This window comes from Vibrio sp. VGrn 2, assembly GCF_009361695.1.
GTDB classification, from domain to species: Bacteria; Pseudomonadota; Gammaproteobacteria; order Enterobacterales; family Vibrionaceae; genus Vibrio; species Vibrio diabolicus.
The window spans coordinates 70,313-94,135 of the sequence record NZ_RBWD01000007.1 but is presented as its reverse complement, the minus strand read 5'-3'; the positions used below and the strand labels follow the sequence as shown (position 1 = coordinate 94,135).

At 44.9% G+C, this 23,823-nt stretch carries 25 protein-coding genes; 14 read left to right on the top strand and 11 right to left on the bottom strand.

The genetic code is table 11. The features are described 5' to 3' along the window. Window positions 1-6: 6 nt before the first annotated feature. Together D8S93_RS13380 and putP are read left to right on the top strand one after the other, a co-directional pair. Entirely contained in the window at window positions 7-714 is a 708-nt protein-coding gene (locus D8S93_RS13380) for a 1-pyrroline-5-carboxylate dehydrogenase (protein ID WP_152813672.1), read from the top strand. 136 nt (window positions 715-850) lie between these two features. Then, window positions 851-2,344 (top strand): sodium/proline symporter PutP, encoded by a 1,494-nt coding sequence (putP, locus tag D8S93_RS13375; RefSeq protein WP_005392162.1) that lies wholly within the window; start codon window positions 851-853, stop codon window positions 2,342-2,344. A 124-nt stretch (window positions 2,345-2,468) separates the two neighbouring features. Here the strand turns inward: putP and D8S93_RS13370 are convergent, their stop codons facing one another. Next, window positions 2,469-3,002: a GNAT family N-acetyltransferase gene (locus tag D8S93_RS13370; protein ID WP_152813670.1), complete on the bottom strand. Its 534-nt coding sequence runs from the start codon at window positions 3,000-3,002 to the stop codon at window positions 2,469-2,471. 182 nt (window positions 3,003-3,184) lie between these two features. Between D8S93_RS13370 and D8S93_RS13365 the strand changes: the two genes are divergently transcribed. Next, complete coding sequence (locus D8S93_RS13365; protein WP_005392166.1) at window positions 3,185-3,424, top strand: RNA recognition motif domain-containing protein; 240 nt, start codon at window positions 3,185-3,187, stop codon at window positions 3,422-3,424. 58 nt (window positions 3,425-3,482) lie between these two features. Here the strand turns inward: D8S93_RS13365 and D8S93_RS13360 are convergent, their stop codons facing one another. Beyond that, complete coding sequence (locus D8S93_RS13360; RefSeq protein WP_152813667.1) at window positions 3,483-4,037, bottom strand: GNAT family N-acetyltransferase; 555 nt, start codon at window positions 4,035-4,037, stop codon at window positions 3,483-3,485. A 384-nt stretch (window positions 4,038-4,421) separates the two neighbouring features. On the opposite strand from D8S93_RS13360, the gene D8S93_RS13355 reads away from it, so the two are divergent. Next, window positions 4,422-4,670 (top strand): hypothetical protein, encoded by a 249-nt coding sequence (locus D8S93_RS13355; RefSeq protein WP_012842405.1) that lies wholly within the window; start codon window positions 4,422-4,424, stop codon window positions 4,668-4,670. Between the two features lie 294 nt (window positions 4,671-4,964). Beyond that, window positions 4,965-5,441, top strand: a complete 477-nt coding sequence (locus D8S93_RS13350; RefSeq protein WP_006740877.1) for an Lrp/AsnC family transcriptional regulator — start codon at window positions 4,965-4,967, stop codon at window positions 5,439-5,441. Between the two features lie 122 nt (window positions 5,442-5,563). Here the strand turns inward: D8S93_RS13350 and D8S93_RS13345 are convergent, their stop codons facing one another. Both D8S93_RS13345 and D8S93_RS13340 read right to left on the bottom strand, forming a co-directional pair. Further along, window positions 5,564-6,271 (bottom strand): DUF445 domain-containing protein, encoded by a 708-nt coding sequence (locus tag D8S93_RS13345; protein WP_005392172.1) that lies wholly within the window; start codon window positions 6,269-6,271, stop codon window positions 5,564-5,566. Window positions 6,272-6,863: 592 nt separating this feature from the next. After that, entirely contained in the window at window positions 6,864-8,714 is a 1,851-nt protein-coding gene (locus D8S93_RS13340) for an ABC transporter ATP-binding protein (RefSeq protein WP_139059689.1), read from the bottom strand. Window positions 8,715-9,117: 403 nt separating this feature from the next. Here D8S93_RS13340 and D8S93_RS13335 point away from each other — a divergent pair, with 403 nt between their 5' ends. Beyond that, window positions 9,118-10,119: an arginine deiminase-related protein gene (locus D8S93_RS13335; protein ID WP_047009693.1), complete on the top strand. Its 1,002-nt coding sequence runs from the start codon at window positions 9,118-9,120 to the stop codon at window positions 10,117-10,119. A 130-nt stretch (window positions 10,120-10,249) separates the two neighbouring features. Here the strand turns inward: D8S93_RS13335 and D8S93_RS13330 are convergent, their stop codons facing one another. Continuing rightward, entirely contained in the window at window positions 10,250-11,173 is a 924-nt protein-coding gene (locus D8S93_RS13330) for an AraC family transcriptional regulator (protein ID WP_005392187.1), read from the bottom strand. Between the two features lie 466 nt (window positions 11,174-11,639). On the opposite strand from D8S93_RS13330, the gene D8S93_RS13325 reads away from it, so the two are divergent. The 4 genes from D8S93_RS13325 (at window position 11,640) to D8S93_RS13310 (ending at window position 13,960) form a co-directional block, all read left to right on the top strand. Next, on the top strand, window positions 11,640-12,089 hold the full coding sequence (locus tag D8S93_RS13325; protein WP_086015559.1) for a cupin domain-containing protein: 450 nt from the start codon (window positions 11,640-11,642) through the stop codon (window positions 12,087-12,089). Window positions 12,090-12,239: 150 nt separating this feature from the next. Then, window positions 12,240-12,593, top strand: a complete 354-nt coding sequence (locus tag D8S93_RS13320; protein WP_152813665.1) for a cyclophilin-like fold protein — start codon at window positions 12,240-12,242, stop codon at window positions 12,591-12,593. Between the two features lie 157 nt (window positions 12,594-12,750). Further along, entirely contained in the window at window positions 12,751-13,416 is a 666-nt protein-coding gene (locus D8S93_RS13315) for a carboxymuconolactone decarboxylase family protein (RefSeq protein ID WP_227483985.1), read from the top strand. 43 nt (window positions 13,417-13,459) lie between these two features. Further along, the gene (locus D8S93_RS13310; protein WP_152813661.1) at window positions 13,460-13,960 is read left to right on the top strand and encodes a cupin domain-containing protein; all 501 of its coding nucleotides are present in this window, start codon (window positions 13,460-13,462) and stop codon (window positions 13,958-13,960) included. A 48-nt stretch (window positions 13,961-14,008) separates the two neighbouring features. Here D8S93_RS13310 and D8S93_RS13305 read toward each other — a convergent pair whose 3' ends face one another. Further along, complete coding sequence (locus D8S93_RS13305) at window positions 14,009-14,701, bottom strand: MOSC domain-containing protein (protein WP_152813659.1); 693 nt, start codon at window positions 14,699-14,701, stop codon at window positions 14,009-14,011. 111 nt (window positions 14,702-14,812) lie between these two features. On the opposite strand from D8S93_RS13305, the gene D8S93_RS13300 reads away from it, so the two are divergent. Both D8S93_RS13300 and D8S93_RS13295 read left to right on the top strand, forming a co-directional pair. Continuing rightward, a complete protein-coding gene (locus tag D8S93_RS13300) occupies window positions 14,813-15,628 on the top strand; it encodes an AraC family transcriptional regulator (RefSeq protein ID WP_193621612.1) in 816 nt (271 codons plus the stop codon). 88 nt (window positions 15,629-15,716) lie between these two features. Continuing rightward, window positions 15,717-16,709 carry a zinc-dependent alcohol dehydrogenase family protein gene (locus D8S93_RS13295; protein WP_152813654.1) on the top strand — a complete coding sequence of 331 codons (993 nt, stop codon included), beginning with the start codon at window positions 15,717-15,719 and terminating at the stop codon, window positions 16,707-16,709. Between the two features lie 48 nt (window positions 16,710-16,757). Here the strand turns inward: D8S93_RS13295 and D8S93_RS13290 are convergent, their stop codons facing one another. Continuing rightward, window positions 16,758-18,071 carry a 6-phospho-beta-glucosidase gene (locus tag D8S93_RS13290; RefSeq protein ID WP_152813652.1) on the bottom strand — a complete coding sequence of 438 codons (1,314 nt, stop codon included), beginning with the start codon at window positions 18,069-18,071 and terminating at the stop codon, window positions 16,758-16,760. A 115-nt stretch (window positions 18,072-18,186) separates the two neighbouring features. On the opposite strand from D8S93_RS13290, the gene D8S93_RS13285 reads away from it, so the two are divergent. After that, window positions 18,187-19,119 (top strand): LysR substrate-binding domain-containing protein, encoded by a 933-nt coding sequence (locus D8S93_RS13285; protein ID WP_152813649.1) that lies wholly within the window; start codon window positions 18,187-18,189, stop codon window positions 19,117-19,119. Between the two features lie 21 nt (window positions 19,120-19,140). Here the strand turns inward: D8S93_RS13285 and D8S93_RS13280 are convergent, their stop codons facing one another. From D8S93_RS13280 to D8S93_RS13260, 4 genes are all read right to left on the bottom strand, one after another. Further along, entirely contained in the window at window positions 19,141-20,226 is a 1,086-nt protein-coding gene (locus D8S93_RS13280) for a methyl-accepting chemotaxis protein (protein WP_017447138.1), read from the bottom strand. 269 nt (window positions 20,227-20,495) lie between these two features. Then, window positions 20,496-21,191: a VC0807 family protein gene (locus D8S93_RS13270; RefSeq protein WP_065770930.1), complete on the bottom strand. Its 696-nt coding sequence runs from the start codon at window positions 21,189-21,191 to the stop codon at window positions 20,496-20,498. A gap of 167 nt (window positions 21,192-21,358) precedes the next feature. Then, the gene (locus tag D8S93_RS13265) at window positions 21,359-21,844 is read right to left on the bottom strand and encodes a sigma-70 family RNA polymerase sigma factor (protein ID WP_152813647.1); all 486 of its coding nucleotides are present in this window, start codon (window positions 21,842-21,844) and stop codon (window positions 21,359-21,361) included. An 84-nt stretch (window positions 21,845-21,928) separates the two neighbouring features. Continuing rightward, window positions 21,929-22,615: a DJ-1/PfpI family protein gene (locus tag D8S93_RS13260; protein ID WP_152813645.1), complete on the bottom strand. Its 687-nt coding sequence runs from the start codon at window positions 22,613-22,615 to the stop codon at window positions 21,929-21,931. Between the two features lie 125 nt (window positions 22,616-22,740). Between D8S93_RS13260 and D8S93_RS13250 the strand changes: the two genes are divergently transcribed. Next, window positions 22,741-23,697 carry a LysR family transcriptional regulator gene (locus tag D8S93_RS13250; RefSeq protein WP_152813643.1) on the top strand — a complete coding sequence of 319 codons (957 nt, stop codon included), beginning with the start codon at window positions 22,741-22,743 and terminating at the stop codon, window positions 23,695-23,697. The last annotated feature ends 126 nt before the right edge of the window (window positions 23,698-23,823 follow it).

The following is a 23,823-nucleotide window of genomic DNA, read 5'->3' as shown; positions in this document are numbered from 1 at the left end:
CGCATTATGGTTCATCAGATCACCTATTTTAAAGATGCATTCTCTGCGTGGGAGCAGTGGAATCTGACTGATTTTGATTACAAATGCGAGCATGTTCTGGCATTTAAATCTGCATTAGAAGGGCAGCAGTCTACCGTTGCCAAAGTGGTTTCTTACCAATTGCAACAAGCATCAACTCTTCTTGCAGAAACTCACCAGTTAGTTGGCCCTACAGGGGAAACTAACGAACTGTATGCCGCAGGACGCGGTGTGGCTTTGGTGATTTGTGAAAACAACATCGAGCCTGCTGATAATGCGTTATACAGTGCTTTTGCGATGATCACCTGTGCCTTAATTGCAGGCAACAGTGTGGTCGTTTGCAGTGACAATGCAGAGCTAAACCAACTGGTTAAGCAAGCTGTAGCGTTGGCAAACTTCCCATCTAACTTAGTCCAGGTTGTTGCGTACGATGCGTCTGCCCCGTTGCTTGAGAGCGATGTACGTAGTGTGGGTTATGTTGGGCGTTCACAGGTTGAGCATGCGCTCAATCTTCAACTAGCTAAGCGTGACGGTGCAATCGTCGGCTTAGTTTCTGAAACGGATTTAGAGTCACCGAAATTGGCTCATGATCCTCATCTCTCGTTGCGCTTCATTACCGAGCGCACTCGAACGATAAATATTACCGCGGTGGGTGGTAACGCGACTCTACTCGAGTTGGGGAACGAAACTCACTAACCTGACTTGTGATACCAATCTGGAGTAACTGGACTGAGAGCCGGTCCAGATTGGTTTCTTATACTCTGATGTATTGCTGAGACGGTAAAATATCAGGGCAGGCAAGGAAGGAAATAATTATAACGAGGACTATCTAATGATAGAAAATAGCTTTGCTATCACGTCCACTTTTGTGGCGTATTTACTGATTATGGTTGCTATTGGCGTTTACGCGTATAAGAGGACTTCCAATTCATCTGATTACTTCCTAGGTGGCCGTAGCCTAGGTCCGTGGCCTGCTGCATTATCTGCAGGTGCTTCAGATATGAGTGGCTGGTTGCTGCTAGGCTTGCCTGGCTATGCGTACGCTGCGGGTATCGAGGCCTTCTGGTTAGCCGGCGGTCTACTTCTTGGTACATGGGCAAACTGGCTCATCAGTGCAAAACGCCTACGTACCTACAGTATCCAAACTGACGCGTTAACGTTGCCAGAGTTCCTGTCACGTCGCTTCAACGATAAGTCGAAACTGATCCAGACAATCTCTGCGTTTTTCATTCTTCTATTTTTCCTTTTCTACACCAGCTCAGGTTTGGTCGCAGGGGGCAAACTGTTTGAGACGGTATTCGGTCTAGATTACACTTACGCTGTTATCATCGGTACGGTGTGTGTGGTTTCTTACACACTATTCGGTGGTTTCCTTGCGGTATCTTGGACTGACTTAGTGCAAGGTCTGCTAATGGCCGCTGCGCTAATGATTGTTCCTGTTGCTGTTATGGACGGTGGTCTAGGTCAGCTAACTTCTGATCTGCATGACATCAACCCAGAACTTGCAACGCTATGGAATGACGCCAAAGGCGAACCACTGTCTGCGATTGCTATCATCTCTTTAGCGGCATGGGGTCTTGGTTACTTTGGTCAGCCACACATCCTAGCGCGTTTTAAAGCGTCTCGTTCAAACAAAGATCTAACGACTGCACGTCGTATCGCTGTGATTTGGACTGCACTATCTATGGTTGGTGCAATGCTTGTTGGTCTTGTCGGTCTGGTTTGGGTTACGGGTCATCCGGGCACTCAACTAGAAGATGGCGAGAAGATCTTCATGCTATTGGTTAACGCAGTATTCCACCCTGTCGTTGCAGGTATGTTGTTAGCAGCAATCCTAGCGGCGGTAATGAGTACAGCAGACTCACAGCTCCTTGTTTCATCTTCAGCGCTTGCAGAAGATTTCTACAAGCAAGTATTCAAGCCAGAAGCCTCTTCTGAAGAAATCGTAATGATTGGCCGTATCGGCGTTATCGTGATTTCGCTTGTTGCGCTATTCCTAGCAATGACACCAGATAGTTCAGTACTTGGTCTTGTTTCTTACGCTTGGGCTGGCTTCGGTGCTGCATTTGGTCCTGCGGTTGTACTTAGCCTTTACTGGAGCGGTATGAACCGTAACGGCGCACTAGCAGGTATCCTTGTTGGTGGTATCACTATCGTAGTTTGGAAGCAGCTAACTGGCGGTTGGTTTGATGTCTACGAAATCGTACCGGGCATCATCTTCTCTACGCTTGCTATCGTTGTTATCAGCAAAGCGACAGGCGGTGCAGCGCAAGACGTATTAGACCAACATCAATCGTACGAGAAGAAACTAGTTGAACTAGACTAATTACTTCCTTTTACGAACACAAAGCCCGCTGTATAAGCGGGCTTTGTTTTATCTGAACTTAATAAACGTTAATGGTGATTGCTTGAGGCCAGATTTTCACGTCGCTTTATTCTTTGTGAGTGTGTTAGTCACGACGAACTTTGGCGTAAATGACGGTGTTACTCAGCTCGCCAGAAGACGCACGCCGAGCATTGCGTAGCTCACCTTCAAACTCATACCCACAGCGCTCAGCAACCGCACGACTTTTGTGGTTATTCGCATCGGCTAAAATCGCGATTCTTTTCGCGTCCAACGCTTCGAATGCATAGTTTTCAATCGCCGCTACCGCCTCAGAGATATAACCGTAGCCTACCGCGCGATCATCAAGCCAATAGCCAATCTCAAATGCCGGTATCTCTTGATCATGGATCATTAACCCAATGGCACCGAGTAAACGATCGCTTTCCTTGTCGATTAGGTAGTAGCGCAACTCTTCTTCGAAGTTTTCAAAGTTTGCGATGGCTTTCTCTGTCCCTGCAATCATCGCTTCTAAAGTGAGGACGTGAGGTACCCATGGCAGGTAAACTTCAAGCGTTTTTTGGCTACGAACAACGGCCTGATGTGCTTCTTCTGCACGTTCCAAGCAAGCTGGGATGAGCTTTAAACGTTTGGTTTCCATGTCGAATCTCCTAGGCTTTTATACTCCAATCGTCTCGTAATGCAGGATTCAGAGCGTTATCACTAAAAATCATTTAAACAGAAACACTTAGAGACATCTAGCCTTCGCAAGAACATTATTCACTTGGTTTGTAAGGGAGAAGCTGAGAGAATTGAGGCGTTATAAACATAAAATGGTTTAATATGAAACTTCTAGTAAGAAACTTAGCTCGTGAGACGACAGAGCAAGACATCCGTACTCTGTTCTCAAACTACGGCAAAGTTGAGCTTTGCACCGTCGTGCTTGATCAAGAAACGGGTTTATCAAAAGGGTTTGGTTTTGTGATCATGCCGGATGAAGCCGAAGCCGTTGCGGCGTTGGAGGCACTAAACCTGTCTTCAGTACACAAGAGCAAGATTCGTGTGAAAGTCGCACAAGACTAGTATTTATGCCTTTCAAGGTGAAAGATAAAACCAGCTGAGAGGCTGGTTTTTTAGTGCCTTAATTTTGAGAGGTCGCTACGGTTACTTGAGGCGAAAATATTTGCTGGTATACACAGACTTCTCGTTCTTTTCCCTGCATTTTGATGATGTGATTGTCGATATACGTCATGCCCAACTTTTGAATGACTGATTGGGATTGTCTGTTTTCGACCAAGTGCATCGCTTTTAGGCCCGATAACTCAAAATGTGTTCTGGCAAATTGAATTAAAGCCATTGACGCTTCTTGAGCCAACCCATTCCCCCAATAATCGACGCCAAGCCAATACCCTAATGTGCCGACTCCCTCGGAGATGTTTAGCAGACTAACAGCACCAATTAACGCATCGTCTTGACGTTGAGTAATGGCATATATGACCCCACTACGTTGGTGATATAGGCCAACATGGCTCTTAATCCAAACTTGTGCCATCGGCTCTTCATAGGGATGAGGAATATTTGCCGTCATATCTGCAATGCTCTTGTCTCCTGCGAGTCGTGCGACTGTTGCGCTGTCTGTCGGATGAAATGGGCGAAGAATAAGCCTTTGTGTCGTGAGCGTTGGTTGAAGCGTCATCGTGCGTCCTTGAGATGTGTCAGTATCGTGGAAATTGCAGATTCACACTGTAAATCAGGCATGTTTAAACAACCAAGTAATGCCTGAATCGAAAATGTGAGTGAAAGCCATATTTAAAACGCCATAAAATTGATCATTGCAGATTGAAATAGCGAGTAGCAACAATTGCTTATGTGTGATGTATCGTATTATTACACACATAAGCGCGTTCGTTCATAATAATGGTACAAAAGTTGAGGTCTGACCAATGTCTCAATTTTTTGATACTTTCGTCCAATTTTTTGAAGATAGGACACAAAAAATTAAAGGGGCTTTTTTATTGTGGAATTATTTTGAACAAAATATGTCAATTGTCAGTAGTACTGAAAAACAGGGAGAAGAGAAATGCCGGATATATATTGCGCAGCTTGTAGAAAATCAACGCAACATAAAGTGATCATGAAGCGTTGCGAGCCACAGCCCGTTGATTCGTTGACAGGTAAAGTGGTGAGTTTTACACAGCTGATGGCGAAATTTGTATCAGGTGAACACTACTACGAGATGGAACCACAATACTACTGCCGATGCTGTAATCATCGTGCAATTGGAGAAGTGATTCCTCATCCTACCAGGCATACGTCGGCAGCTCTCTAATTCAGAGCGATAGCTATGATTAATAGCTAAACAGGGCGGCTTGCTTGCCCCGCACGCCAGATCTATAAAGGCGTATCACACGCTTTCAAATTTGCGACTCTACGGGAGCCGCTAGATTACTTTTGTTCTTCATACTCGGTTATGGAGAGAGCGGCAGTAATCGCAGCCCTTTCCTCCCTTAGTTATTTTCTAATTATTCTCTGCTGAATTTCACATGCTGTGCATTTGATGGTTTGCAATTGTTTAAGCAACGATTAATGTGATGCTTCCTGAGTGGTTACAAGGATGTGGTTAATGAGTTACCAATTGGACCGGATTGATTTACACATTTTGAGAGTGCTTCATTCAAGAGGCAGAATTCCAGTTGTTGAACTCGCAAAGCAGATCAACTTAACGACCTCGCCATGTTCTGACCGTGTGAAGCGGCTAGAAAAAGAGGGGTATATCAATGGCTACCATGCGGAGCTGAATGCGGAAAAATTAGGGTTGGATGTGCAAGTATTCATCCATATTCGCTTAGACCAAACCAGTTTTTCCATTTTTGAAAAGTTTGCGAAAGCCGTCGAATTGATGCCGGAAATTGAAGAGTGTTATTCGCTCTCTGGGGACTTCGATACCATGATAAAGGTTCGTGTTAAGAGTATGAAAGCGTATCAGGAGTTTATGTCGAGTAAGTTAGGCACGCTTCCGGGCGTAATCCAGACTCGCAGTGAAGTGGTAATTGAAGAACATAAAACAGGATTTGGCGTAAACCCGGAGCTTCTTGGTTAGAGGCTGATATTCTATGACTGCAGCGCTTATGCGTTGAGCATATTATTTAGCGTGGCTTGGCATATTACTTTTTCAAGATCAAAAAAGGAGCCGAAGCTCCTTTTTGATAAATCGGTGAGCGACTATGCGCCGATAAAGGTGCTGATAACACCAATCAAACCACCAAATACGCCACCCCAAACGACTAGCCAGCCAAGGTGTTCTTTAATCATTTTTTGCACCATTTCTTTGACCAGTGCGGGTGTTAATTCGCTCAAGCGCTGATCAATGATGCCTTCAATGTTCTGCTTTATCTCATCCATCATAGCAGGAGACTCGAACTGCTCTTTCAGTGCTTCTTTGATGTTATCGCTCTTGCTCAACTCAATAATGGATTCTTGCATCTTTTCGACGAAAGGCTGCCGCATAGGTTGTAATGCCTCCGCGCCGCCAAACATCGCTAGCATGCCGCCAAATTGAGAGCCTTCGATCACTTCTACCAAAGAGTCAAACGCTGGGTTTAAATCCACTTTCTCAATCACAGGTTGAAGATCGATGTTTACACCGCCCGCCATTTCTTTGTTCAAGAATCGATCGATGTTCGCTTCGGTAAAGAACTGCTCCATCATCAAGTTTTTGATAGCCAGTTTAAACTCTTCAAATCGCGCGGGGATCACGCCAGAACCGTATAATCCAGGCACTTTTTCAAACAGCATGTGGATGGCAAGCCAGTTAGTGATGGCGCCTGAGAACGCAAACAGCCCCGCATACCAAAGGTAGTCGTTTTGTAATTGATGACCTCCAGCCATCAAAGCGATAGCGAGGACATTCGTTAGCAAACTTTTGTTCATAGTGACCAGTTATATGTGAATATCGGAATAAATAAGTGGGCCTGATTCTATACCTAAGTCACATTGAGATGCTAGGTTTTGCCGTGATGAGTGACCGTGTTGCGAAGGGATAAAAATGGATGTGCAGAAAAACAAAACCCGACAATTACTGTCGGGCCACTGCTTTTTCTTATAAAAAACTAAGATTCTATTTTTAATTTTAGATGCGGTAGATCTTACAACAAAGTTGGCATTTCCATCTTTCTGAGTAGCCGAATAGCTTGTCAGCCCAACTTGGTTTGAGTTGTACGATCTGCATTGAACCACATTTACACATAAGCTAATTACCTTATTGTTAATCTAATAACTAAGCCATCTATTGAGTATAGCTGTTTCTCAAAAAGTGAAATGACAAATGAAGACGGCTCAAAACTCTGTATTGTGTTCATTGCAATGGATACGCAACGAGGCGGTATATTAGCAGAAAAAATGTGAGCTTTATCATGGAGAATGTTTCATATATGAGAAACTATAATGGCTATATGAGTATAGGTTTATTAATAAAAATGAAAAACGGCGCTTCATGCGCCGTTTTTATTGGGTTTCTCGCTAATTAAGAAACGTGTTGATTTTCTAACTCTTCAGCGATAAATCCGCCAGTTTGATGGGCCCAAAGCTGGGCATAAATACCGTTGTTCGCGATGAGCTCTTGGTGAGAACCTTGTTCAACAATACTGCCTTGATCAAGTACGATGAGGCGATCCATTTGTGCGATGGTCGACAATCGGTGCGCAATCGCAATAACGGTTTTTCCTTGCATTAACTCATTCAAGCTTTCCTGGATGGCTGCTTCGACTTCTGAATCCAGAGCCGATGTTGCTTCATCCAGTACCAACAATGGTGCATCTTTGAGTAGCACACGAGATATTGCGATACGCTGACGTTGGCCGCCAGACAGTTTCACACCACGTTCACCAACTTGCGCATCGTATCCGACATTACCAAATGGGTCGGTCAGTGTTTCGATAAACTCATGGGCATGCGCTTGCTTGGTGGCTTTCAACAAATCTTCTTCTGTCGCATCTGGGTTGCCATACAAAATATTGTCTCGAATCGAACGGTGTAGCAGAGAAGTATCTTGGGTCACCATACCGATCTTTGAACGCAAAGAGTCTTGTGTGACTTCTGAGATGTTCTGTCCATCGATCTTAATGCTGCCGTCTTCGACATCGTGGAAACGAAGTAACAAGTTCACCAAAGTTGATTTTCCGGCGCCGGAGCGCCCAACCAAGCCGACTTTCTCTCCTGGTTTGATGTTGAGATCGAGGTGGCTAATCACGCCTTTGTTCTCACCGTAATGGAAGCTGACGTTATCAAAGTGAATGCCACCTTCAGTGACTACTAAGTCTTTTGCGCCTGGTTTATCTTTAATATCAATAGGCTTAGAGAGCGTTTTCATTCCATCGACTACGGTTCCCATATTTTCAAAGAGGGCGCCAACTTCCCACATGATCCACATCGACATACCATTTACGCGTAATGCAAGGCTAACAGCAATCGCAATCGCGCCAACGCTGATGGCACTATCCAACCACAGGTAAATCGATAAAGCAGCAACGGAAAACACCAAAATATAGTTTGAGATCTCTACAGCAACGTCGAAGCCGGTCACTAGGCGCATTTGACGATAGACCGTATTCAAAAATCCCTTCATGCCTTGCTCAGCATATTGGGTTTCGCGCTGGCTATGAGAAAACAGTTTGACCGTTTGAATATTGGTATAGCTGTCGACGATGCGTCCGGTCATTGTCGAACGTGCATCGGCTTGCGCTGAAGCGACATCTTTGAGCTTAGGGACAAAATAGATTTGGATAGCGATGTAAGCGAGCAGCCAGACGATCATTGGGATCATCAAACGCCAGTCTGCCGTCGCTAACATAATGATCATGCTGGTGAAGTAAACCGTAACATAAACAAACACATCCATAGCTTTCATGACGGTTTCGCGCACAGCTAGTGACGTTTGCATGACTTTAGTAGCAACTCGGCCTGCAAAATCATCTTGATAGAAGTTTAAGCTTTGATTGAGCAAATACCGGTGTGCAAGCCAGCGGATAGACATTGGATAGTTGCCCAATAATGTTTGGTGAACGAGCAACGAATACACGATCACCAAAATGGGCATGACAACCAACAATAAGGTTCCGTAGAAAATTAAATCTGCTTTATTGTCTTGCAAGAACGTTTCTGGATTGCTGGTGGACAACCAATCAACCAATTGTCCCATCGCGCCAAACAACATAACTTCAACGACAGCAACAATCGTGGCCATCAAAGACATGATGATCAAAGGCTTTTCGTAGCCGCGGGTGTAATAACGTAAAAAAGCGAGCATCCCTGAAGGAGGCTGATCTGGTGTGGATTTGGGGAACGGCTCTGTAAAGCCTTCAAATCGTTTAAACATAACTCATCCTAAAGTTAAAACAGTGCCATTTGGGGTGGCTAAATCCATCGATTCACGCAGCTTTGGACGAAGCCGCGTGTATAAGGGTTTTTGGCTGCTCCTCGAGAAAGCAGACGGATTGACGAGAGGGGCGAAAAAATAGTCTAACCGATTGTGTTTTAAATGTAACTAGTTTGTTATGGGTGTGGTTGTCTATGGTTCTGATTCTTATGATGAATTCTTAGCATGTTCATCGTGATGCCATAAAACCTTAAACCTGCATAGTGACAATAAAATTTCGGGAGAAATAAGCTAAGTGCAGTGAAAATTACTTCTAGATAATTAAATTAATTGTGAAAACAGCAAAACTGAAGTTAACAATAAATTTACAATCTCCTCATTCTAGTGATAAGGAATGTATTGGATGCTATTACACGAATCAGTGACCCAATTTGCTAATGGGAAAGAAGAAAGCACGCAAAGTGCTCAGCGCCAAACCGCAAACTGCGTAGTGATGGTGCCACCGAAAGAGTTTCGTTTTAATGAAGAAACCGCACAAGATAATGAGTTCCAACATAAAGTGTCACTCAGCCAAGAAGAAGTCTCGCGTAGAGTGATGGCCGAGTTCGCGAGTATGGTAGCTACGCTGCGTCAAGAGGGCGTTCAAGTTGTTGAGTTTGATTATCCAGCTTCAGATGTTGCGACGCCAGACGCGGTATTTCCAAACAACTGGTTTAGCACTACGCCAGATGGCACGTTGTACACCTTTCCAATGGCCTGTGAAAACCGTCAAAAAGAAGTGCGTCCCGATGCGCTTGTGGCGGCACTAGCGCAAGCTGGGCGAGAAGTTCATCGACGTAGCAGCCTAACTGAATATCTTGATGAGCAAGCGTATTTAGAAAGCACGGGTGTGATGGTCTTTGACCACTTAAATAAAACGGTCTATGCCGCACTCTCACAACGTTGTGATCGTCTGGTTTTAGAAGATTACGCCGATCGTATTGGCTATGAACGAGTGATCTCTTTCCAAACTCGTTTGCCATCTGGTGCGCCTATTTACCATACCAACGTGATGATGGCTGTGGGTGAGCAGTTCTGCGTGATTTGTGACGAAGTGATCCCAGAATTTGAGCGTCGTTTTGTTCTGAAATCACTCGCTAAAGATAAACAAGTGATCTCTATTTCGATTGAGCAAATGAACCACTTCTGTGGCAACATTCTTCAGTTGGAAACCATCAATGGAGATAAAGTCATTGCGATGTCGCAATCGGCATACGATGCTTTCTCTCCTGCACAAAGAAATCAACTTGCGACGCACGGTAAATTGCTGCCATTCGATGTTTCTACCATAGAATCTATTGGTGGTGGCTCGGTTCGCTGTATGTTGGGTGAGGTATTTTTGCCTAGTCGACAAGCGGTGTTATAAACAATATTGCGCAGTTTTGTTTGCAAATGCAGGTTACGTTCATTCTCTCCCAAATAATAAAACCGTTAGCCTCGAGGCAGTACGAGGCTGACGGTTTCACTTTCTAGCTTCTTCCTAGGATATTCCGAGCTTAACCCATACTCTCGCGCAAAGACTTGATGTCTTTGGATGGTGGCGCACCAAATAAACGGCTGTATTCACGGCTAAATTGAGAAGGGCTTTCGTAACCCACTTTAAACGTAGTCGCCATGGCATCGAGGTTTTCTGTCAGCATTAAACGCCGAGCTTCGCTGAGTCTTAATTTCTTTTGAAATTGCAGTGGCGTCATAGATGTCATAGAGCGAAAGTGGGTATAAAACGCCGATTTACTCATGCCGCTGTAGGCGGCTAACTCACTGACACTTAAAGGCTTTACGAAATTATTCTTCAACCAATCAATGGCCTTCGCGATTTGATGGCTGTGACTTCCTGCAGTTACGATTTGATTAAGACGAGCGCCCTGTTCGGTGATTAACAGTCGATAAAAAATCTCTCGTTTAATGATCGGCGCTAAAATTTTGATGCTTTGTCCTTCATCCAGCAGCTCTATTAAACGCAGAAAGGCGTCAAGTAATGGCTCCGACAACTCTCCAACCGCTATGCCTTTTTGTGCTTCTTTGCTTTGATTAAACGTCAGCTCACTATCGACAATAAGTTGAGATATTTCAGTCAGATCCAGCTCCATAATCACCCCTAAATAAGGTTTATCTTCACTGGCTTCAATGATATTGGCGATAATCGGCAAGTCGACAGAGGAGATCAAAAAGTGGTTCGCATCGTAAACAAAGCTATCTTCACCCAACAACACGCGCTTTCTCCCTTGAGCAATTAAGCAAATACTTGGGTTGTGGGTGTAGCTTGTCGGTGGTGTTGGGGTTGCCCAGCGACTGAACCTTAATCCTGGAATTTCTGTGTCATATTGGTTCGCGCCATTTGCCCATTTCTCAATGTGCTTGGCAAGTTTTTCTATTGCACTGGCCAGGGTTGACGAAGTGTTTGACGGTACCTCTTGCATAAGTCAGTGCTCTCCTCTGGTTGGCCTCAGGTTCTGGGTTAACGGCATGCGATTTCTGCCTTTGTAGTTAACGCCTCTTCGGAGTCAATTAAGCGACTTCATTAAGCATAGTTATAACAGTTCATTTCTTTAAGTAAAGAATATTGGGCAAGTGTCTATTTCGAGGTTAAGCGATCAGAGAGTGATCTTTCTGGTTGGTTTTTGAGCGGGTTAATTGTCTGTCATGAATTTTATTATTTAATAGTCAACTACTTATGTATAGATGAGTTTTTATTCCGTTTTTTCTAACCGGTCTCAAGTATGGTTGTCTTTTGTATTGGTTTGGAATATTGGGCAAGTATTAGCAATGAATAGGCTAACGGTCATCTATCAAAGCGCAATACAGTGAACCTATGGTTTGGTGAGTGAATGACCATGCCTTACGTTTGTAGGGTGATGAAAGCACTCAAGAACACTATTTGGAGTCATGATGAATAACAAAAGCAATACTCAAATCCCTGACGTACTGCAAGCCGGTGTATTTCAAGGTCGAGGCATTTTCGAGTTTGGTGAAAAGAATGAAGCGTATGCGGATTACTTTACCGGTACGAGTTATCTGGCGTTGCTCAATCAGCCTGGTCTTATCGTGGCGAACGTAACGTTTGAACCAGGGTGTCGCAATTTTTGGCATATTCATCATGAAGGTGGGCAGATTCTGTTAGCGACAGGAGGGCGAGGTTGGTATCAAGAATTTGGCCAACCAGCACAAGAGTTGAATGTTGGTGATGTCGTGCATATCGCGCCAGGTACTAAGCATTGGCATGGCGCAGCTAAAGACAGTTGGTTCTCACATGTAGCAATAGAAATACCGGCTGAAGGCGCAAGTAATGAATGGTGCGAACCAGTCTCTGATCAAGAGTACATGCAACTAAAGTAGCCCGAGCTAAGTTTTCAGTGAGAAAAGGGAATCTCGATGAGACAGGCATACCGTTTCAATCAGTGGGTGAGATGCGTTTTGGTGAGTAGTGCCTGGATGTTCCCCTGCATTGTAAACGCAGAAGTTAATAGCGCTGGATTGGAGGAACATATGGTGAAAATTCGTTTTATTTTCGATGATTGCAGTGTTTTAGGCACATTGAAGAGCAGTGCGAGTACAGACGATTTTGTTCGTCAATTGCCTCTTACATTAGATCTACAAGACTACGCAAATACAGAGAGAATTGCTTACTTACCGAATAAGTTAACTCGCGAAGGCGCACCTTCTGGAACTCAAGCAAAAGCGGGTGACATCTCTTATCACGCCCCTTGGGGAAATTTAGTTATCTTTTATAAAGACTTTGGTTACGCGTCTGGGTTAATTAAATTAGGTCAAATCGATGATGGGATTCATTGCTTTATTTCGAAAGAAACAAACCGTGTCACGATCGAAAAAGTAAATTAATGACCCAGTTAACAATGTGAATTATTAATGTAGAAATCAGAACGCTAATAAATATATTTCTAGAACTTCTATGGATTAGAACACCGTTACATAATGGAATTTTTCTATGAAATCATTAAACAAATCTGTTAAATCAATATTAATATTGGTGCTCACTATGACAACGCTATGCACAACGAATATCGCTTCAGCATCAGAAATATTCAGTGATAAAGAGCGAGCTATTATTCCTATTTCTGCTTTTACTGCGAGTGGTGAAATAGAAAAACTAACACAAAGCCTTAATGATGGGTTAGACGCAGGCCTAACGGTCAACGAGATAAAAGAACTGCTGGCTCAGTTGTACGCGTATGCTGGATTTCCGCGCAGTTTGAATGGACTAGCAACATTTATGACGGTGTTGGAGGAACGTAAAAGCCAAGGTATTACTGATACCTTAGGGCGAGAATCAAGCGCGTTACCTAACGATAAAACCAGCTTAGAATTTGGCGCTGAAAACCAAACACAACTTGTTGGTGCAGAAGTAAAAGGCGCGCTATTCGATTTTTCTCCGCAAATTGATGAATACCTAAAAGCACATTTGTTTGGTGATATTTTTGAACGCGATGTGCTCACTTGGAAAGAGCGTGAAATTGCTACGATTGCAGCATTAGCAAATATGAACGGTGTTAATAGCCAATTAGCAGCTCACTATAATATCAGTATGAATAACAATGTTTCTATTCAAGAGTTAGAGGAATTTATTGTTGTATTAAGTGAGTACTGTGGTGACAGTGTGTCTAATAATGCCCACTCGGTCCTAAAAACAGTTTTGGGAAAATAAATATTATTTGGCCAATCATATCAATTAGAAAGGAATTCGTTTTATGAAAAATAAATCATCATTGTTTATTTGGTCTGTGCTGTTGTCGACGGGATTTATGCTTCCAATTGCTCAAGCAGCCGATGGTAACTCATCTTCGCAGCAAGTTTATCGCTCTGCTGATCAGAAATCGTTTCAAGGACCTGAAAACCTATTTACCGGGAAAGTTAACGTCGAGATGTTGTTTCCTGAAAACGAAGTTGCAAACTACAGCGCCGCCTATGTCACTTTTGATGCAGGAGCTCGAACCGCTTGGCATACTCACCCTGCAGGACAACACATGATCGTCACTTCTGGTACCGCACTTACAGGAACGCGTGATGGGCATGTAATTCGATTTGCTGCTGGTGATAGTGTTTGGTGTCCGCCTGGTATCGACCATTGGCACGGTGCAACACCAAATGCGCCAATGACTCACCTAGTGGTTACGGCGTCAAAAGACGGTGAAAACGTTATCTGGAAAGAGCAAGTCACCGATGATCAGTATGCAGCAGGACAGCAATAACAAAGGCCACGTTTTTATAGCGAGCGCAGAGCTTTTACTCTGCGTTTTTTATTGTCTTGTTGGGCCAACCAAGCGCATTTCCCAATCCTCGACTTCGCCAGTTTCTAGGCGGCGCTCGACCAACTTGCCCCAAGATTCAACCAATGGAAGTTCTGCCAGTTGGCTTAGCTCTATTTTATCCAGGCAGCCAGTGAAAACCGCGCCCATGATGCGAGCCAGTGGCCATTCTGGATAAGGTCTTTCACACAGAATAATCTCGTCACCTGCACCGATATCGCCTTCCTCCAACACTCGGAAATACCAGCCTGTTCGAAGCGTATCTTGCAGTCTTCTCGCCATGTCGTGTTGGTCAAATCGTACGTTAAGTTTCCAACAAGGCATGCGACCTTGCGATACTTCCAGTAGTGTTGAGCCGATGCGAATTTTATCTTTCAAGCAAATCGTGGATTCGGTGACGCCCTCGGAGCTGATGTTTTCGCCAAAGCCGCCAGCGGATTGGAAAATTGTTCTTTCGCCTAATTCTTGTTGCCAGATTGGGTAGTGCTCGCTTGGGTAAATATGAAGCGCTTTTTGAATTCCACCATGAAAGCGCGGATCGCCTTGCTCATCATTGGTAAAACCAAGTTCTGTTGCGCGCTGGCGCTCAGGCAGCACTTGTTTGTTGATTGCGCTTTGCGCACCATGAGCATAAGGGACGGTTTTCCCTGCTAGCACAGCTTTTACGACGCCGATTTTCTTCATGTAACCTCCTTATTATTTGAATGAGAGATAAAGTGTTAACCTTCATTCGCGATGCGGAGCATGATAGCCTAGTGAACTTGTGTCGGAATAGGGATGAAAAGACAACTAACAATGCTAACTCGCCAAATTGATTCGAAGTCAGGCGTCGTCACCTCCAATGAGATGATGGCTGCGAATCCCTATTCCCCTGTTTTGGTGAAAACCATCGACATGCCAAAAGGTTACATTGATGCGCTGCATCAACACACTTGGCATCAAATCATCTTTCCTATCAAAGGGTTATTGCAAACGCAAACGGAGCATTATCAGCATTTGGTTCCGCACACTTCTGCGTTATTTGTTCCTGCGGGTGTTCAACACGAGTCGATTGCTCTGAGCAATACGATATTTGTTGGCATTTACCTCAACCCTGCGTTTGGCGCAACGTACGAGCCACAAGTGAGAACCATTGCTTTAACGCCGTTTTTAAATGAGCTTTTACAAGAGATCCGCAGACAGTGTGAAGGTGAGACAAGCCACGAAGAAGTGCTGCATTTGCTGGCGGTGTTGCATGATCAAATTTTGAAAAGCAACGTGCAGACATTTCAGTTATTACTGCCACAAGATCGCCGACTCAAACTGATTTTCGAGCAACTGACTGACGAGCCCGCGTTGAGCTGTTCGCTAAAAGAGTGGGGGGAGAAAATTGGGGCGTCTGAGCGCACTTTATCACGGTTGTTCGCCAAGGAATTCAACACTTCATTTCTGCTTTGGCGGCAACAAATTCGGCTGATTTACTCGCTTTCTTTGTTAGATGAAACGTTACCAATCCAAGCCATTGCAGACCGAGTGGGTTATCAAAACGATTCATCCTACATCAAAGCATTTAAAGCCTATTTTGATATGACGCCACAACAGTTTAGAGTGAACGGCGCATCGCGCAGGTAGAAACACAGAGCTTCGACTTCACTTAATGCTTTTGAGTAGAAGTCGCGAAACTTCCTTTTTGAATTTCAATTACATGGTATGAATAACAATGGCACCAACGATAAATACTCGAGTGAACCAATTCTGCTTTGGTCAGCCAAAAACATCGCTGTCGTTGGAAAAAGTGCCCCTCAAACCGCTTGCTCAGGGCAAGGTTCGGGTGCGACTGGAAGCCACCAATATTAACCCAAGTGACTTGCTTTCTATTCATGGTGTTGGGCAATACCGCCGCGTTCACGTACCACCTCGCGTGCCAGGATTTGAAGCGGTTGGGCGTGTGGTGGAAGTCAGTGCTGTCGGTCACACTGGCTTTCAAGTTGGGCAAAAAGTGTTGGTGGCGATGAGTGGTACTTGGCAATACTACATAGATGCTTCGCCCGAGAATCTTTTTCCGCTACCTGAACGTTTGGATAACGGCTATGCCTGCCAGTTGTATATCAACGCGCTAACCGCGTGGGTTATCACCACTAAAGTGGCTAAGTTGAACAAAGAGGATGTGGTGATCATCAATGCGGCAGGGTCAGCGATCGGTAAGATATTTGCCCAGTTCGCCCATTCACTGGGTTTTACACTGATTGCTGTCACTTCAAAGCCAGACGAGTATCCGTACGATACGATTCCAGTGTTGGACGCGAAGCAAGACTTACACGCGCAACTGCAAACGCGCAAACTGCCACAACCAACGGCCGCTTTGGATGCGATAGGCGGTGAGGGTGGCACGCATCTCATTCGTACCTTGAAAGAAAACGGTCAATACATCAACTACGGAACGTTGTCGTTGGCGCCTTATACGCCGGCGTTTTTTGAATCGATGAAGACCAACAACATCGACTTTAGCACCTTCTTTTTGCGATATTGGGAAGAGTCGGTAGGTAAAGGCGGGAGAAAAGCGGTATTCGCTGAAATGTTAGACCACTTTATTGCCAACGCTATAAAGTTAAATGTAGCGTCTGAGCTGCCGCTAGAGGATTTTCAAACTGCGATTGAACAAATTGAAGAAAAATCACTAGCGCGGAGTGGCAAGATTATTCTAACCATGTGAACACAAAAAGGGATGGCACTCGCCCTCCCTTTTGCATTTTAGTTAGGATTAACGAAACTGCGGCATGTAATCGAGGTTCGCTTGAATAGTCTCTTTCAATGCCTGCTCTAGAATCGTTCCCGTTGTGACCAACGGGTTGAGAATCAACGCTCGGTGCGCGGTATTGCGGTTGCCAGTGACCGCGGCTTCTACAGTGAGCGATTCAAAATCCTTCATCAATTGAATCAGGCGCAGTGTATCTGTTGGGAACGGCGCAACATTCAAAGCTACTGGCCCTGATTTGGTGATCATACAGCTGACTTCCACAGTGCAGTCGTCCGGCAAGCCCGCAATCGCGCCGTTGTTGCGAGTGTTCACGTGCATGATGGTGCGTTTGTCATTGTAGATAGAGCTCATCAGCTCACAGGCCGCTTCTGAGTAATATTGGCCACCGCGCTTTTCGAGTTCTTTTGGTTTCTCGTTAAGCTCTGGGTTGCGGTAGATATCGAACAGACGTTTCTCCATCGCTTTGACCACTTCGCCGCGAGTGCCTTCGCCGTTCGCTTCTTCAATTTCCTGCTTCATGATGTCTTCGCTGGTGTAATAGTAGCGAAGGTATGCGCATGGAATCATCCCCATATTGCGCAGCAGTTCTGTTGGCCATTCGAATGGAGGAATGTTTTGTGGAACGAGAGGATCGTTGCCCGATAAGATCGCTTCAACCACCTCTTGTAGCTTATCGCGACCTTCATGCAGGATCTGGCGCGCCCAAATAAAGTGGTTCAACCCCGCAACTTGCAATACAAAGTCTTGCTCGTCAGCGCCCAGCATTTGCGCGATGCCTTTTTGCATGATCACTGGCACGTTGCACAAACCGACCGCTTTTACTTTGGTGTGCTTGAGAATCGCTTCGGTCACCATGCCCGATGGATTAGTGAAGTTCAGCAGCCAAGCGTCTGGACACAATTCTTCCATCTCTTTACAGATTTCTAGCGCGATAGGAATGGTGCGACAGGCATTAGCAAAACCGCCTAAACCATTGGTCTCCTGACCGATCATGCCGTATTTAAGCGAGATGCGTTCATCGCGGATGCGACCTTCCAAACAACCCGCGCGAAATTGAGAACAGACAAAATCGGCGTCTTTTAATGCGGGTTTGCGATCCAGCGTGACGTGAACATCAATATGAGACATGTTGTTTTTCGCCAACATACGGCGCGTTAAATCGCCAATGATGCTGACTTTCTCTTTGCCATCTTCAATATCGACCAACCACAACTCGCCGATAGGCAGTTCATGATTGCGCTTGATGAGACCTTCGATAAGCTCAGGCGTGTAACTGGAGCCTGCGCCAATAATGGTAATTTTTAGATTCTTTTTCATCGTGCTGTTTCTCGTTATGGATAAGACAATTTGATTTAAAAGCATCGTGATTCGCTATACAAACCAATTTAAACTTGCTATGCATTAGCCTTTCTAATTTATGTCGAGTGCCAAGATGGACAGAAAACAGCAGATGCTCTCTAACATGTACACTTTCGCCGTTGCTGGTAAGTGTCTCAGTTTTACCAAAGCCGCTGAAGAGTTGTTTATTACCCAAGGGGCAGTGAGCCAACGTATTAAGTCACTGGAAGAACAACTGGGTTTCAGCTTATTTGTGCGTATGACTCGGCGGTTAGAGCTGACTAAGGAAGGAGAGCGATTACTGCACGCGCTTAACCAATCGTTTGAGGTGATTTTCTCTGAACTTGAAGACATCAAATTCAACGAGCTGCGTGGCGAGCTTTACATCGGCGTGGCCCCCACGTTTGCACAGAGTTGGCTACTGCCGCGTATGGTGGAATTTCAGCGTTTGTATCCTTCTCTCAATATCAAGCTTCGAGTAAAGGCAAGCCGATTAGATTTCTTACATGAGCCCGTTGATATTGCGATTTACTACAGTGACAGCGAGCATCCGGGGTTCCATCATCAAAGGCTATTTGATGAAGAGTTGATGCCGGTTTGTAGCCCTGAATACAGCCAAATACATTTCTCCGATGGTGTGAGTCGTGCCAGCCAATTTGAGGCCGTGACCTTTATCCATTGCACAGAATCGTTAGAAGCAAACGAGCCAAATCATGAATGGCAGAGCTGGTTAGCAAGCCAAAGCAACCCTGAGCTGAAATCGCTCAATGTGATGGAGAAAACCTACCTTTTTAACCATGCCGATATGGCGATGATTGCCGCCAAAAACAGCATGGGCATCGCAATGGCGCGGGCGTCTTTAGTGCAAACCAGTTTGGAAAAGGGAGAACTGGTCGCGCCTTTTGAACGCGTCAACGCAGGGAGAGGGTACGATTTGATTTGTTTAAACGGCCAGCAGCACAGACCGAAAAATGCGGCGTTTATCGAATGGCTAGAAACGCAGCTACCTCCCCTTGCATCGCAATAAAAACAAAGGGAGGCATAAGTCTTAGTTTGCGATGATTTCATCCATCAAGCGGTCAATGTGAATCACCACTTGCTCACTCGCGTCTTCCATCGAGTTGATGGAGGTCACCATGCCGGCCATATTTCCTGACTTCGCGTGGTTCATTGCATCACGGCCGCTATCGTGCACACCTTTGTGTGGCGCTTCGAGCTGCGCATAGCTTCTTAGTTGGCTATATGCTTTGCCGTCACCTCGGTAGTACCACTGGCCCAATCGACATTCTGAATGGCTATTGACGGTTTCACCAAAAGAGCCACTTTGCAGTAAGCGATAGATGTTGTTTTTCCAAATGGCATGATCAAGCTTGACCGTATCGAGGAAAGAGCGGGTAGACGCAAAGTGGATCACCCGTTTCATGTGCTCTGATTTGACAACCACCTCGTTGACGATTGAGCCAATTTGCGCCGAAGAGGCGGATACTTCTTCTGCGCAGATTTGGTTTTCATCAATCGCGCTTTTGATTGAGCTGACTTGGGTTAGCACCTGATTAACCAGCGAATCAATTTGTTCGCTCGCTTCACTGGCTTTGCCTGCCAAATTTCTTACCTCGTCCGCCACCACTGCAAATCCGCGGCCTGCTTCACCAGCGCGTGCAGCCTCAATCGCTGCGTTGAGAGCCAATAAGTTCGTTTGGTCAGAAATCTCTTGGATAGTAGATACAAGGTGGGAAATAGAAGTCGCGGTGTTATCTAATATCTGCACAGATTCAATGCTTTGAGTGGCTTGTGAGCTGATTTTTACGGCTCGGTCATCCAGACGTGCGAGTGCTTGATGTGTTTGCTTGAACATATCATCAAGCAGCTTTAGCTCCTCGTTTTCATGCGCCATAGATTGAGCGCTTTCGACCATCGCTGTGCGAATGGTTTGGAGCATATCTCCGCCTTTCAAGCTGCTCGACATCAACTCGTCGCTACTTTCGTAACGCTGTTGCGCTGTGTTCAGTAGTTGTTTGGCTTCTTTTAACTGACGTTCCAACGTCTCAACGTCGGTTTGGTACTTGTCTTTAAGGCTCGCTAATTCCTGCTTAAGCGCCTCATTTTCCATTTTTAATTTTTTTGATCCGAACATATTTTTTATAAATGCAGCAAGGTTTTAAAAAATTCATGTTAAATCAGTTGGATAAGCAATGCACCATGACTTTCATATACTTGTTCATTTTTGTCACATTTTTTATGTGGGTTTTCATAAAAAGAGCGAAAGTCGCCCCTATCAATGTGAACGTGGTCAACACTGAGTGACGGATGAGTGAATCTAAATGGAAAGCTATGGAATAGAAAAGGGCGGGTGGAAGATAGGGGAAGAGGGCTCTTCCCCTTAGTATTTCGAGTGCTGAGGTTTTACTTTATGTGGAAAATTTGTTCAGTTTCAAGAGACGTCATCGCGCGAATTTGACGCCAAATGTAGTAAAAAATACCAAACATCATCAACATGCTAGGAATGGCGATCATCGGGTAGCTGTAAAGTGTCAACTTACCGAGCTCTTCATTGAAGGCCGCGGTGCCTGATGGACTGGTGACGATCCACGTAGCAAGGAAGTAGTTCATTGCAGATGAGAATGCAAAGGTGCTTGCGAACAAGTAGTTCGAAGACATTAGGCAACGTTCGAACGCATCGGTTTTACCATTTTCTCTCAAACGCTCGTTAATCAACGCGAGGTTCAAAACCGTGTCGTTCAATACCATTTTTTGCATCAATGGGTAGCGGGTAAAAGTGGAGCCCAATACCGCGATGCCGATCAGGCCAGGGATCAGGGCTTCTTTCAAGGCTAACCAACGTGTATCGAGCTCTAACAAGCCAATGCCGCCAGTTAATAAAACACTGATAAAGCCAAGTGCAGAAATAAAGTTAAATTTCTTGTTCCGGACAAGGTCCATACCGCCGTAAATGATAGGAAATAACAAAGCGACAACCAGCGCCATTGCTGTTCCTAGGTGTTCATCGCCGCTAAACTTCATCAAGATAAAGGAAGGGATGAATACGTTAAAAAGAATCTCGAATAGGGGATTCGGCTTTTTCGCCGTTGTGTTACTCATAATGTTTTACTGACTCTACTCTATGTCGGCTGTTATTGTACTTTGACGAGAAGTGTTCATCTAGTCGCGCTTGATGTAAAGCGTTAAAGCGCCGAGTTGTGTAACGACTTATGAAATAGACCGGAGCATAGCCAGTTAGTTGACATGATTGACTACTTTTTTGTGTCTTAATCGCGCTCCCTCTGCGAAATGATCTGATTGCGTGCTCTGAATAATCGAGTCGCCACGGTGTTGTGATTAAGCTCTAAGACTTGAGCAATTTCATTATGATTAAACCCGACTACGAGTTTTAAGACCAATGGCTCTCGGTATTTGGGTTCGAGAATCATCATTTGTTTTTGAAGCCAATCTTGTGCCATGTCGTGGTCACTGCCAGGGTAGTTTTTTGCCTGTATTACACACTCATCAATATCGACTAAATCGTACTGCTTTTTATCAAAGCGCCGAGCATTCTCACGACGAAAAATGGTTATGAGCCAAGGCTTCGCGGCATTGGGATCATTTAAGTTATCAAAGAATCGCCACGCTTTCAGGAAGGTGTCTTGCGCCAAATCTTCAGCAAGGTGATGATCTTTGCATAGCCAATATGCGAGACGATAGATATCTTGGTATCGCTCCTTCGTCAGTGCTTCGTATCGTTTGTGTTTTTCCATAGCATTAAGATCAGAAGTGTAGAGCTGAGTAGCAAGGTAACCTCTGAAGCTTCAAAGGTTACCTGCGGTTTCGTCCTTGCCCGCTTAAAATGGCTGGGTAGAAAAACGTGAGTATTGAAGGGCGTCTGCGACTTCTTGAGCTTTAGATTCTGAAGTCATGAGATGCAGCAATTTAAGGGCGGCCTGATAGCTGACTAGGCTGCCGTTTGAGGTGATGACGCCCTCATCAACAACAAAATTCTGGTCGACCTTTACATCAACTGCTGGATAGTCTTTTTGTAATCTGTTTTCACCTCCTGCCCACGTCGTCGCTTTCTTACCGTTTAACAGGCCAGCCTCGGCCAATAGATACGCACCAGAACAATTACTTGCCATCCAATCTGCCGCCTTTGATGTGGTTTGAATAAAGTGAATGAGATCCTTGTTTTCGATTAGCGCATCCATGTCGTAGCTGGATGTTAAAACCAGCACGTCGAGTTCCGGCTGATCGCCAATCCAAGCATCCACACCAATTTTTAATCCCTCTTCAGTGGTGATGGTTTTCTGCTCAGAGACGGAAATAGTGAGCACTTCATAATCACTAAACCAAGTCAGCCGACTTGCGACGCCAAAGACCTCTAAAGGCGCAGTAACATCAGAGGTCAATACGCCGTCATAAACCAGAATGCCAATGCGTTTATCCGCCGCATGTGCCGTTTGAAGCATCCCAAAGAATAGGACTAAGGTCGCTATCAATAGTTGTAGTGCATTCTTTAATCCATTTTTACCCATTGTTTTTCCTCGCTAACAGAGCATCAAGTTATTGAGATTCATTATATTTGGGCTGATTGGTGATTGAAGAGCCACTTTGTCTTTACTAAAGTGAATAAAGTTCACGAATGGAATGCACGAGTTTTATGGATAAGATACGGTCCCTACGATTTTTTATTGCCACTTTAGAAGGTGGCAGTTTTGCTGCGGCCGCCAAAGCGTATGGCACAGACCCTTCTACGGTGAGTAAGGCCATCCATCGTCTTGAAAGCGACTTGGGAATACAGCTTTTCCAACGTTCTACGCGACAGATCCGTCTGACAGAAGCCGGTCGTCGATACGCAAATACCGCTAGGTTTGTACTGGACGAACTGACAGCGTGTGAGGATTCATTGAAAAGCCACAATGATGCGCTTTCAGGACTGCTTAAGATTAATGTGCCGGTCTCTTACGGTCGCCTTTACATTCGCCCTTTATTAAAAGAGTTTTGTCGCCGCTACCCCAGCATCACGATCGATATTCATTACGATGACGCCTACGTTGATATTATTGAGCAAGGGATTGATGTGTCGATTAGATCTGGTGTCGTTCAGGACAGCCAGTTGATTGTGCGCCAGCTTAGTCCTATCGATTTTATTATTTGTGGCAGTCAGGATTACTTAGCGCGCCATGGTGTTCCGAGTGGCCCGGATGTATTCAATGACCATTCTTGGGTTCGTTTTCGTTTTAAACAAACGGGGAAACTGTTGCCGATTCGGATGCCAGAATCAGACGGTGCAAGTGAGTATAACCCCGAGAGAAATTTTATTGTAAATGACGGCGAATCCATGGCAGAGCTTTGCGCAGAAGGTTTAGGGTTAACTCAGATTCCTCATTTTATCGCGAGAGACTGGCTCAAAGCGAGGCGTTTAGTGCCGATATTTCCGAGTATGCGCCAAGCAGGAAATGGCGTGTATCTTCTCTATGCCAACCGGGAATATGTGCCCGCCCGAGTGAGGGTGTTCATCGATTTTATCACTCAAGCAATACAGGAGATGGATGAAACGCCATTCCATACGTGGGCTGAAACGTTGCCGATTTACCAACCGAACCAAGGCGATTGAAAACTTCATGTGAGTCTTTGGTTAAAACACTCCAAGCCATATGGTGCTTTTATGGGTTTTTGTTAGGTTATTGGGCGTTATTATCGACAAGCGCAGTTTGCTCTTCGTCACTCATAAAGGAAAGAC